Source organism: Streptomyces sp. IBSBF 3136 (assembly GCF_036815105.1).
Classification (GTDB): Bacteria; Actinomycetota; Actinomycetes; order Streptomycetales; family Streptomycetaceae; genus Streptomyces.
The window spans coordinates 1-11,877 of the sequence record NZ_JAJSZC010000238.1; the positions used below are offsets into that span (position 1 = coordinate 1).

Sequence of the window (11,877 nt, forward strand, 5' to 3'; positions counted from 1 at the left end):
GGGCCGTCGGGTGGGGCCGGTTCGTGGGCCGTCAGGCGCCGGAGGCCAGGGCGTCTCTTCTCGGCTGGATTCCGGAGGGGACGGCACGCGCGCGGGCGGGGGTGCCGGTCCAGCAGGTGCCGCGGCGGGAGAGCAGGCGGCGGAGCCAGAGTTCCAGGGAGACCAGGTCGGCCAGGCCGTCCAGGGGCAGGGGTTCGCCGGCCGCGGCGGCACGCAGGGCCTTGCGGACCACCCGGGCCTCGACCAGGCCGGCCTCGGCCAGGAACGGGGTGGAGAAGAGGTCCACCAGCGAGTCGGCGGCCAGCCGCAGCCCCGCGCGCGTGGCCGCCGCCGAGGAGGCGTGCGAGGGGGTGCCCCAGCCGGGCGGGAGGTCGGTGACGCCGGCGCCCTGGAGGACGGTGCGCAGCACGGCCGAGCGTGCGCCGGGCTGGACGCGCAGCGCCTCGGGGAGTTCGCGGCAGGCGCGGACGACCTGGTTGTCCAGGAAGGGTGCGTGCAGCCGCTGGGAGCGGATCTCGGCGGCCTGCTCCAGGACGCGCAGGTCGGCGGCGTAGCGGGCGAGCACCGCCCGTGCGTGGAACTCGCCGGGGCGCTGGCTCGCGCCCAGGGTGGAGCGGTCCGGCTCGAACCCGAGCAGAACCGATACTTCAGCCAGTGCCTCTCCGGTCAGCCAGCGCGCCGCCGGCCCGGGTCTCGCCCAGGCGAGCGCGGCGAGGGAGGCGCCGACCGCGCCCTTGGGCTCGTCGAAGCGGCGCCGGATCAGCCGCTCGGCGAGCAGTTCGAGGCCGGTCCGGTAGGGGGTGCGCGCCAGCCGCCGTGCGGCGCCGTACACGCGCGCGGGGACCATCACCGAGCCGTCGGCCCGGGCGAGCGCGGCGACCGGGCGGACCAGGTGGCGCCGCTTGCGGTCCATGAGGAGGTCGGCGAGGCGGGCCGGATGGGCGTCCAGGACCTGGCGGGCGCCGTGGCCGGTGAAGTGGTCGGCGCTGCCCGCGGCGAACCGGGCGCGGTGGCGGGCCGCGGTGACCAGCGAGGGGCCGGGCTCGTCGGTGAGGGGGCCGTCGAGGTCGGCGTACGGCAGGGTCTCCTCGCCGCCGGTGACCACCACGTGGTGCAGGCGCGGGTTGGCCGCGAGGGTCCCGGCCCGCTCCAGTTCGGCCTCCCGGCCGCCGACGGCCAGGTCGTTGAAGGTGACGGCGAGCAGCCGCTCGCCCGCGCCCGTGCCGTGGCCGAGCAGCGTGCCCGGCCGGCCGGGCAGTCCCGCCGCCAGCAGGGCCAGCGTGCCGGAGGCCGGGCCGCCGGAGAGGTCGGCGCCGATCCCGGGCATCGGCATGCCGCGCGCGGCGCGCCGCTCGGCGGGGCCCATGCCGGGCACCGGTCCGGGGTCGAGGTCGGGCACGTGCCGCGGCGCGGACATCCGCGCGCGCACGGCCTCGACCAGCGCGTCCCGTACGGCGTCCACCGCGCGGTCGGGGTCGGCGGGGGGCGCGGCCACGGCGAGGGAGGCCACCGGCTCGTACCCGGCGATCTCGCGCGCTCCCGCGCGCAGCACGAGCGCGTGTCCGGGCGGGATGCGGCGTACCCCTTCGTACGGGGTGGTGTCGCGCAGCGCGGCCGGTACGTCGGGGGCCGCGAGCAGGGCCGCCAGGTGGCCGAAGTCGAGGTTGGCCTCGATGAGGTCGGCGAGCGGCAGGGCGGCCGTGGCGTAGGCCGTGCCGCCTGCCCAGGGGGTGTGGAACACCGGCCGGGCGCCCGCGAGGTCGCCGCAGACGGTGATCCGGCGGCCGACCTGGACGACGGCCGTGTAGCTGCCGGGCCAGGTGGTCAGGTGGCGCAGTGCGCCCCCGCGCGCGGTGAACAGCGCGCGCCGTAGTTCCTCGTCGCCGGCCGCGCAGGTGCCGAGGACGGCGATCCGGTTCTGGGCGTCGGCCCGCACCACCCGTACCTCGTCCGGCCGCCAGTCGCCCACGGCCCACAGGGGGTCGGGGTCGCCCCACAGGAGGTGGGAGCCGACGGGGTGCAGGGTCTCGCCGTCGTAGCCGGTGGCGCCCGCGGTACCCGTTCCGGAAGCGCCCGCGGCGGTGCTGCTCCACCCCACCAACCACCGCATCGACGCCTCCACAGGCTGTGGACCACACAGAGCACCGCACGAACCGGGTCCCCATGCTGCCATGAAGAACGCGCCGCGGAGGGGCGGTGACGCCGCCTTCGATCGAGGGAAAATCCCGCACGGGCCGGTGCGGCGGGCGGGAGGGCGGCCGCGCGGGTGCCGCGTCGGGTGCGCCCGAAGTGCCCTGCCGCGCAAGGCGGGTGACGGCGCGGGGCGAGGTCGGCGCAGGTAAGGTGCGATGCGAATGCGCCCCCGGAACGCGCCCCGAAAACGCCCTTCGCGCCCTCAAGTGCCGTGGTGGGAACGGAAATCACCGGCGGGAGGCGGGGTCGATTTTCAGCCAATTCGACTGCGGCCCACGAGATTCGAGCACGCTCCGTACAGGCCTGGGCAGCGTATGACGCCCCGCGTTCGCGCACAGTCCGGGAGGCGGGATTCGCCTCCCGGACCGGTCCGCCACCCGCGGGGATGAAGGTGGCGGTGTCCCCCAGCCCGCTGGATCCAGTACAGCGGGCCGACCCACGCAACAGCCATGGAACCGCTCCCCCGATGGCCGGAGTAAGGCGCACGGACGGGCGCACGGCCACACGGGCGGGGGCACGTCGCGGCAGCCCGTGCACGGTGCGTACAGGGCCGTACTCCCGTACGGGCCACAATCCCGCCAACCGGAACAATGCCCCTTAACGCTTGGGATGCGGCGAACTACGCTGGGTTTACGAATGCCGCACGGTTATGCCAGCGCGGCAGCCGTCTGTGTCGAGGGGTGGCGCATGTCCAGGGAGCAACGCGGGCCGAACGAAAAACTCGGCACCGTTCTCGCCCTCGCGGGAATCAGCAACGCAGGACTCGCGCGACGCGTCAACGACCTTGGCGCCCAACGCGGGTTGACGCTTCGCTACGACAAGACCTCGGTGGCGCGCTGGGTGTCGAAGGGGATGGTGCCGCAGGGAGCGGCGCCGCACCTCATCGCGGCCGCCATCGGCCAGAAGCTCGGCCGCCCGGTCCCGCTCCACGAGATCGGCCTGGCGGACGCGGACCCCGCACCCGAGGTGGGCCTCGCCTTCCCCCGGGACGTCGGCCAGGCGGTGCGGTCGGCGACGGAGCTGTACCGGCTCGACCTGGCCGGGCGCCGGGCCGGCACGGGCGGCATCTGGCAGTCGCTCGCCGGGTCCTTCGCGGTGAGCGCGTACGCGACGCCCGCGTCACGGTGGCTGATAACCCCCGCCGACAGTTCGGTCGCGCGGGAGGCGAACTCCGCCGAGGGCTCCGGCGCACCGATCAAAGTCGGCCACAGCGATGTGCAGAAGCTGCGGGAGGCCGCCGAGGACGCCAGGCGCTGGGACTCCAAGTACGGGGGCGGCGACTGGCGTTCGTCCATGGTGCCCGAGTGCCTGCGGGTGGAGGCGGCGCCGCTGCTGCTCGGCTCCTACTCCGACGAGGTCGGCCGCGCCCTGTTCGGGGCCAGCGCCGAACTGACCCGCCTGGCCGGCTGGATGGCCTTCGACACCGGCCAGCAGGAGGCCGCGCAGCGGTACTACATCCAGGCGCTGCGGCTGGCGCGCGCGGCCGCTGACGTCCCGCTCGGCGGCTATGTGCTGGCCTCCATGTCGCTCCAGGCGACGTACCGGGGCTTCGGCGACGAGGGCGTCGATCTCGCACAGGCCGCGCTGGAGCGCAACCGCGGACTGGCGACCGCGCGCACCATGAGCTTCTTCCGGCTGGTCGAGGCGCGGGCCCACGCGCGCGCCGGGGACGCGCAGGCGGCGGGGGCGGCACTGAAGGCCGCGGAGAGCTGGCTCGAACGGTCCAGGGAAGGTGACAACGACCCCACATGGCTTGGCTTCTATGGTTATGACCGTTTTGCCGCTGATGCCGCGGAGTGCTACCGCGATCTGAAGGCGCCGCGCCAGGTGCGGCGGTTCACCGAGCAGGCGCTGTCGAAGCCCACGGAGGAGTTCGTGCGCTCGCACGGGCTGCGGCTGGTGGTCTCCGCGGTCGCCGAGCTGGAGTCGGGGAACCTGGACGCCGCGTGCGAGCAGGGGGTGCGGGCCGTGGAGGTGGCCGGGCGGATCTCGTCCGCCCGGACGACCGAGTACGTGAAGGACCTGCTGCACCGGCTGGAGCCGTACGGGGACGAGCCGCGGGTGGCCGAGCTGCGGGAGCGGGCCAGGCCGCTGCTGATGGCTCTGGCCTAGGAGCGCCGCCCTCCCGCGTTTGAAGGCGCTGTCAGTGGCGCAGTGCACTATCGAGGTGGGAGGTGGTGCAGGTGCGGGACGGTGCGTACGACTGCGACGTGCTGGTGGTCGGGGGCGGGATCGTCGGGCTGTCGACGGCGTATGCGATCACGCGGGCGGCGCCGGGTACGCGGGTGACCGTGCTGGAGAAGGAACCGGGACCGGCCCGGCACCAGACCGGGCGCAACAGCGGGGTCATCCACAGCGGGATCTACTACCGGCCCGGCTCGCTCAAGGCGCGGTACGCGGTGCGGGGCGCCGCCGAGATGGTGAAGTTCTGCGCCGAGTACGGCATCGCGCACGCCGTCACGGGCAAGCTGATCGTCGCCACCGAGCGGGACGAGCTGCCGCGCCTCCACGCGCTCGTGCAGCGCGGCCGGGAGAACGGCATACCGGTGCGGGAGCTGGGCGGCGCACAGATCGGCGAGTACGAGCCCGAGGTGCGCGGACTCGCCGCGATCCACGTCGGCACGACCGGCGTGTGCGACTTCGTGGGCGTGGCCCGGCAGCTCGCCCGGGCCTCGGGGGCGGAGATCCGCTACGGGGCGCGGATCGTGCGGGTGGACCGCCGGCCGGAGCGGGGCGTGGCCGTGCTGACCGCGGGCGGGGAGGTCGTGCGCGGGCGGGTGCTGGTGAACTGCGCCGGGCTGTACTGCGACGAGGTGGCGCGGCTGGCCGGGGACGAGCCCGGGGTGCGGATCGTGCCGTTCCGCGGGGAGTACTACGAGCTGGCGCGGCCCGAGCTGGTGCGCGGTCTGGTGTATCCGGTGCCGGACCCGGCGTTCCCCTTCCTCGGGGTGCATCTGACCCGCGGGATCGACGGGGGCGTGCACATCGGGCCCAACGCCGTGCCGGCGCTGGCCCGGGAGGGGTACGGCTGGGGCGTCGTGCGGCCCCGGGAGCTGGCCGGGACGGTGGCGTGGCCGGGGTCCTGGGTGATCGCTCGGCGGCACTGGCGGTACGGCGCCGGTGAGCTGCGCCGCTCGGTGTCCAAGAGGGCGTTCCTCCAAGCGGTGCGCAGGCTGCTGCCCGCGGTGGAGGAGACGGATCTGGTCCGGGCACCGGCCGGGGTGCGGGCGCAGGCGGTGCTGCGGGACGGGACGCTGGTGGACGACTTCCTGATCCAGGAGGGCGCCCGGACCGTGCACGTGCTGAACGCGCCGTCGCCCGCGGCCACCGCCTCGCTGCCGATCGGCCGGGAGGTGGGACGCCGGGCGCTGTCCATGCTCGCGGCGGCGTAAGGCCCCGCGCGCGGCGCTGATGAGGTCCCCCGCGTGCCGGGTGGGGTTCGGCCTCGTGGGTGAGGTGCCTCACAGCGCTGGTGGCGTCCGCCGCTGGTGACGTTCCCGGCGCGCTCCCGCTCGGCGTTGCAGGGCCTCCGCGGCGCTGACGGGCCCTCCGCGGCCGGGGGCGGACGGAGCGCCGGTGAAGACGCCCGGGGCGCCGATGACGTCCCCCGCGCGGCGCTGGCGACGGTCGGCGCTGATGCGGCCCTCCGCGCGCCGGCGAGGGCCCGCGCGGCGCTGCAGGGTCTCCGCGGCGCTGACGGGCACCCTCAGGCGGGGGCGGGACGAGGGCCGTCGGGTGGGGGCGGTCGGCGCCGTAAAATCGTGGCACTGTGTCTGACTCGCTGAATGCCTCCGAAGCCCCCCGGTCCGGTCCCGCCGAGCCGGCGTCCCCGCATCTTCCCGGTGTGTCCGTCCGGCACAGCCGGGTCAAGGGGGAGCCGCGGTTCCCGGACGGCCCGAGGGCCGATCCCGCCGGGTCGCACTTCGAGCGGCGGATCCGGAGCTTCCAGCCGCGGCGCAGCCGGGTGACGGCGGGGCAGGCGGACGCGCTGCAGCGCCTGTGGCCCAAGTGGGGCCTGGACATCGACGGGCAGCGGGTGATCGATCCGGCCGAGCTGTTCGGGAACGACGCCCCCGTGGTGCTGGAGATCGGCTTCGGGATGGGCGAGGCGACGGCGCAGATGGCGGCCGGCGACCCCGGCACCAACATCCTCGCCGTGGACGTGCACACCCCGGGCCAGGGGAACCTGCTCAACCTGGCCGAGCAGAACGGTCTGTCCAACGTCCGGGTGGCCAACGGGGACGCGATCATCCTGCTGCGGGAGATGCTCCGGCCCGACTCGCTCGACGGCCTGCGGGTGTACTTCCCGGACCCCTGGCCCAAGAAGCGGCACCACAAGCGGCGGCTGATCCAGCCCGAGTTCCTGACGCTGGCCGCGACCCGGCTGAGGCCGGGCGCGATCGTGCACTGCGCGACCGACTGGGAGCCCTACGCCGAGCAGATGCTCGAGGTGCTCGACGCGCACCCCGACTTCGAGAACACCCAGGCCGACGGCGGTTTCGCGCCGCGTCCCGGGTTCCGGCCGCTGACCCGTTTCGAGGGCCAGGGACTGGACAAGGGACATGTGGTGAACGACCTGCTCTTCCGCCGCGTACCTCGCCGGAACCCGTAAGCACGCCGGAACCAGCCGGTCCGGCGACAGCGCCGGCACCGTCCGTCCGGTCCCCCGTTAGGGTCGATGCCGTGGCCACCAGTCCTCCGTACCCGACCTTCCCGCCCGGCCCCGGAAGCGGGGCGCACCCGCACTGGTGGCAGCGCCGCCGGGTGCGCTACGGAGCACTGATCACGCTGCTGGCGCTGTCCGGCCTCGTGATCCTCGCGATGGTGCGCCGGCAGACCGGCACCGAGGGCTTCCTGGTCGGCCTCGGACTCGCGGTCCTGCCCGTGCCCTGGCTCATAGCCGCCTTCCGCTGGCTGGACCGGGTGGAACCGGGCCCCTGGCGGAACCTGGTCTTCGCGTTCGCCTGGGGGGCCTGCGCTGCCGCGCTCATAGCCATCGTCGCCAACACCTTCGCGACCAAGTGGATCGCCACGGCGACCGCCGACCCGGCCGGCGCCGACACCCTCGGCGCGACCGTGATAGCGCCGATCGTGGAGGAGTCCGCCAAGGCCGCGGCCGTGCTCCTGGTCTTCCTCTTCCGCAGACGGGACTTCACCGGGATCGTCGACGGCGTGGTGATAGCCGGGATCACCGCCACCGGGTTCGCCTTCACCGAGAACATCCTCTACCTCGGCACGGCCTTCGGGACCGACCAGGTCACCGGCGGCAGGGGCATCGCATCCGTCACCGCCGCCACCTTCTTCGTGCGCGTCGTGATGTCCCCGTTCGCGCACCCCCTGTTCACCGTGCTGACCGGCATCGGCTTCGGCGTCGCCGCGCTCTCGGCCGAGCGGCAGCACGCGCGGCGCGCCCTGGTGCCGCTCGGCGGGCTGCTGCTCGCGATGAGCATGCACGCCTTCTGGAACGGCTCCTCGACCTTCGGCCCGTTCGGGTTCTTCGCGGTCTACGGCGCCTTCATGGTGCCCGCGTTCGGCCTGCTGACCTGGTTGGCGATCTGGACGCGGCAGCGGGAGCTGCGGACCGTACGCGAGGAGCTGCCGGTCTACGTGTACGCCGGGTGGCTGGGGCCGGCCGAGCCGTTCGTCCTGGGGTCCATGCGCGCGCGGCGCGCGGCGCGGGACCACGCACGGCAGCACCTCGGGGGGCGGCCCGCGGCGCGGGCGGTGGCCGAGTACGAGGCCTACGCCACCTCGCTGGCGTTCCTGCGGCACCGGGGGCGGCTCGGGCGGGCCGGGGCCGGCTTCGTGGACCGGGAGCGGGAGCTGCTGGCCGAGCTGTGGCGGCGCAGGGCGGTCGCCCGGCCGGCGCTGGAGTACGCGGCCGGGGCATCCATGCGGGTGCCCGCGGCCACGGCGTACTGGGCGCCCCACGGGTACCCGGCGGTGCCGTACCCCGTCCACAACCCGTATCGGACCTAGGGCCTGTCGTCCGGCTCACGCGGGCCCGGCGGCGGGCGCCGGACCGCGCCGGGCCGGTGGTGACCGGGACCCGGCGCGGCGGGGCTCAGGCGGAGGCCAGGGTCAGCCGGTCCAGGTCCTCCTGCGTCAGCTCCAGCTCCGCCACTGCCAGCAGCGCCGGAAGCTGTTCCACGGTGCGGGCCGAGGCGATCGGGGCGGCCACCGTCGCCCGGGAGGCCAGCCAGGCGAGGGCGACCGTGGCCACCGGGGCGTCGTGGGCGGCGGCGATCTCGTCCAGGGCGGTGAGGACCTTCTGGCCGCGCTCGGACTGGAGGTGCTTGGCGGCCGAGCCGGCGCGGGCGCTGTCGACCTGCGTACCGGGGCGGTACTTGCCGGTCAGGAAGCCCGAGGCGAGGGCGAAGTACGGGACCGCGGCGAGGCCCTCACGGGCGGCGAGGTCCTGCAGCGGGCCCTCGTAGGTGTCGCGGGAGACCAGGTTGTAGTGCGGCTGGAGGGCCACGTACCGGGCCAGGCCCTCGCGGTCGGAGAAGTCCAGGGAGGCCCGCAGGCGCTCGGGGCTGATGTTGGAGGCCGCGATGTGCCGGACCTTGCCCGCCCGCACCAGCTCGTCCAGTGCGCCGATGATCTCCTCCACCGGCACCTCGGGCTTGTCGAAGTGGGTGTAGTAGAGGTCGATGTAGTCGGTGTCCAGGCGGCGCAGGGAGGCGTCGGCGGCGGCCTTGATGTTGGCGGCGGTCAGGCCCTGGTACTCCGGGTGCTGGCTGACCTTGGTCGCGACGACGACGTCGGAGCGGTTGCCACGTGCCTTGAGCCACTTGCCGATGATCGTCTCGGACTCGCCGCCCTTGTTGCCCTCGACCCACGCCGAGTAGGAGTCGGCGGTGTCGACGAAGTTGCCGCCGGCGGCCGTGTAGGCGTCGAGGACGGCGAAGGAGGTCTTCTCGTCGGCGGTCCAGCCGAAGACGTTGCCGCCGAGGGCGAGCGGGAAGACCTCGAGGCCGGAGGTGCCGAGTTTGCGCGGGGAAGCAGTCATGCCTGTCTCAACCGTCACTGCGGCACCGCCCATTCCGGTTCTCCCGAGAACGGTGTGTGAACACGACGGCCCGCAGCCCTGACGTCCGGGGGGGTGCCGTCAGGGCTGAGGGGGCCGGTTCAGCGGCCGGTCAGGGGGTGAGGCCCTTGCCGCGCAGCCAGGTCATCGGGTCGATGCCGGTGGCCTGGCCGTTCGGGTGGACCTCCAGGTGGAGGTGGGGGCCGGTGACGTTGCCGGTGGCGCCGACCCGCCCGATGACGTCCCCGGTGCCGACCTTCTGGCCGACCTTGACGTTGATCGAGGACTGGTGGCAGAACCACAGCTCGGTGCCGTCGTCCAGGGTGAGGATCGTGCGGTAGCCGTAGGCGCCGGCCCAGCCCGCCTCGGTGATGGTGCCGCCGTGGATCGCCTTGATCAGGGTGCCCGTGGGTGCGGCGAAGTCGAGGCCGGTGTGGTAGCCGGAGGACCACATCGAGCCGGGCTGGCCGAAGGTGCCGGTGATCGTGTACGAGACGACCGGCAGCTGGAACTGCTTGGCGAGCTCGGCCAGGCGCTCCTGCTCGGCCTGCTTCTTGGCGGCGGCCTCGGCCTTCTCCTTGGCGTCGGCGGCCTTGGCGGCCGCCTCCTTCTCCGCCTTGGCGGCCGCGTCGGCGGTCTGCTTGTCGGCGGCGGCCACCGCCGCGGCGGTGGCCTTGGTCTCGGCCCTGCTCTGCTGCTGCTCGGCCTGGGCCATGATCCGGTTGCGCAGGGCCTCGCCGGCGTCGCTCCGGTCGCTGTCGGCGGAAGCTGATGCGGTGCCGACGTTGCTCAGCGAGGCCGTGGTGGCCGCGGGCGCGTCGGCGGAGCCGTCGTCGAAGAGGGAACCGACGGAGGGGAGGTCGGGCATGGAGATGGACACCGGCGGCTTGCCGGTGTGCGCGCTGGCCATGCCGCCCGCGCCGACTGCGGCGATGACGCCGACGCCGAGGACGGTGGAGCTGCGGGCGAGTCCGCCGCCGCGCTGCTTGGCGACGCGGTGCCGGCCGCGCACGGGGCGAATGGATTCCTCAGTGGGATTCCATTCCTCCCAGGGGCCCTCTTCGGTGCGGTACTCGCCGTAGCCGAAGGTGTCGGACTCACGCTGAGCCGGCACGAACGGGGCTTCTGGGGCAGGCCGGTTGGACGCCACGCGGGCGTACTCCTTTCCTTCCTCCGCCTACCGGGTTAGCTGACGGGTTCGGAGCAGGAAGGTCTCCTACGCGCGTATACGAGCCGTGGACCAGTACGGTTCACGGCGGTATTCGCGTGATTCACCCCAAGGTGGTGGTTCCCCGGTTCCCTTACGGGATTCGGCGCGTGCGCACGGAGCCGCCTCTGGTGACGGCTGGGACGACCGCGCTGCGTTATCGAACGTTAATAGACCTGACTGTGAGATTCCAAGCCGTTCGGCTTGATCATTAAGGTTCTTTCGGCTGGACGTACGCGTCAGGAACGGCGGAAAGCGGGCGAGTTGACCAGAGCTCAGCAGTCTCAGGGGTTTTGATGGTGACTCAGATGTGATGCGGAGGGCTTCCGTCCGGTCACTCTGGGTGAAGGTGGTCGAGGGGACACCGGTCAGGGCCGCCGTACGGCGAGCAGCGCCATGTCGTCCGCCGTGCCGCCACCGGAGTGCCGCCGCACCTCGGCCGCGAGGCGGGCGAGCAGGGTGCGCGGGTCGGGGAAGCGGCGGCCGGCGAGCCTGCGCCAGGGGTCGTAGAAGCGGCCGTGCGCGTCCCGGGCCTCGGACAGGCCGTCGGTGTACAGCAGCAGGGTGGCGCCGCCGGGGAAGACGTACTCGGTCGACCGGTCGGGCCACCGGCCCAGGTCGCTCATGCCGAGGGGCAGCGCGGGTTCGCACGGGGTCAGACTGCGCAGCGAGCCGTCGGCGTGCAGCAGCAGCGGCGCCGGGTGACCGCGGTTGACGATCCGGACGACGGGCTCGCGGTGCGGGAGTTCGGCGAGGACGGCGGTGGTGAAACCCTCGAAGGCGTCGATCCCGTAGCGCCGGGTGCCCTCGCGGGCCAGCGCGCGCTCCAGCCGTTCGGCCACCGCCTCCAGCGTGGTCTCCTGCTCGGCGGCCTCCCGGAACGCCCCGATCACCACGGCGACGGCGGCGACCGCGCCCAGGCCCTTGCCGCGCACGTCCCCGACGATGAGCCGGACGCCGTGCGGGGTGTCCTGCACGGCGTACAGGTCGCCGCCGATGAAGGCGTCCTTGCGTGCCGCCTCGTAGCGGGCCGCGATGTCGAAGCCGGCGATCCGGGCGGCCGGCTCGGGCAGCACGGCCCGCTGGGCGGCCTCGGCGATCTCCCGGGCCGAGGCGAGCCGCCGGTCCCCCAGGCGTACGACCCGGTTGATGGCGGCGGCCAGCAGGGCGACGGTGGCCACCGTGACCACCTCGGTCACCAGACTGGCGTCCCCGCCGGTGCCGAAGCGGGCCTGCACGGCGAAGGTGGCGAACAGGGCGGCGAGGCCGGTGAGCACCGTGGTGCGCAGCGAGGACAGGGGCGCGGCCACCAGCGGGGCGGCGGTGAAGAAGGGGACGGCGGTGAACGCCCGCGGGGTGAGCAGGTCGTACAGGATCCCGCCGGCGATCAGCAGCGTCGGGAGGGCGCGGGCGAGGGTGCCCGGGGCCGGGCGGCGGCCCCGGCGCC

8 protein-coding genes and 1 riboswitch are annotated in these 11,877 nt (G+C 74.2%); of the genes, 4 read left to right on the plus strand and 4 right to left on the minus strand.

Annotation, left to right across the window (positions count from 1 at the left end; genetic code table 11):
- Positions 1-31: 31 nt before the first annotated feature.
- On the minus strand, positions 32-2,110 hold the full coding sequence (locus tag V7E45_RS33920) for an asparagine synthase-related protein (RefSeq protein ID WP_333778083.1): 2,079 nt from the start codon (positions 2,108-2,110) through the stop codon (positions 32-34).
- A gap of 770 nt (positions 2,111-2,880) precedes the next feature.
- On the opposite strand from V7E45_RS33920, the gene V7E45_RS33925 reads away from it, so the two are divergent.
- The 4 genes from V7E45_RS33925 to V7E45_RS33940 all read left to right on the plus strand — a co-directional run bounded on the left by V7E45_RS33925 (position 2,881) and on the right by V7E45_RS33940 (position 8,172).
- Positions 2,881-4,305 (plus strand): MFS transporter, encoded by a 1,425-nt coding sequence (locus tag V7E45_RS33925; RefSeq protein ID WP_333778084.1) that lies wholly within the window; start codon positions 2,881-2,883, stop codon positions 4,303-4,305.
- Between the two features lie 62 nt (positions 4,306-4,367).
- Positions 4,368-5,585, plus strand: coding sequence for an L-2-hydroxyglutarate oxidase (gene lhgO / locus V7E45_RS33930; protein ID WP_333778085.1), 1,218 nt, complete (start codon positions 4,368-4,370; stop codon positions 5,583-5,585).
- A gap of 377 nt (positions 5,586-5,962) precedes the next feature.
- A complete protein-coding gene (gene trmB / locus V7E45_RS33935) occupies positions 5,963-6,805 on the plus strand; it encodes a tRNA (guanosine(46)-N7)-methyltransferase TrmB (RefSeq protein ID WP_333778086.1) in 843 nt (280 codons plus the stop codon).
- 71 nt (positions 6,806-6,876) lie between these two features.
- Positions 6,877-8,172 carry a PrsW family intramembrane metalloprotease gene (locus V7E45_RS33940; protein ID WP_333778087.1) on the plus strand — a complete coding sequence of 432 codons (1,296 nt, stop codon included), beginning with the start codon at positions 6,877-6,879 and terminating at the stop codon, positions 8,170-8,172.
- An 85-nt stretch (positions 8,173-8,257) separates the two neighbouring features.
- On the opposite strand, the gene V7E45_RS33945 is transcribed toward V7E45_RS33940, so the two are convergent.
- The 3 genes from V7E45_RS33945 to V7E45_RS33955 form a co-directional block, all read right to left on the minus strand.
- Entirely contained in the window at positions 8,258-9,205 is a 948-nt protein-coding gene (locus tag V7E45_RS33945) for an aldo/keto reductase (protein WP_333778088.1), read from the minus strand.
- A 130-nt stretch (positions 9,206-9,335) separates the two neighbouring features.
- Complete coding sequence (locus V7E45_RS33950; protein WP_333778089.1) at positions 9,336-10,373, minus strand: M23 family metallopeptidase; 1,038 nt, start codon at positions 10,371-10,373, stop codon at positions 9,336-9,338.
- A 9-nt stretch (positions 10,374-10,382) separates the two neighbouring features.
- Positions 10,383-10,549: riboswitch (cyclic di-AMP (ydaO/yuaA leader) on the minus strand.
- 249 nt (positions 10,550-10,798) lie between these two features.
- On the minus strand, positions 10,799-11,877 hold a 1,079-nt coding region (locus tag V7E45_RS33955; RefSeq protein ID WP_443056324.1), incomplete at its 5' end, for a PP2C family protein-serine/threonine phosphatase.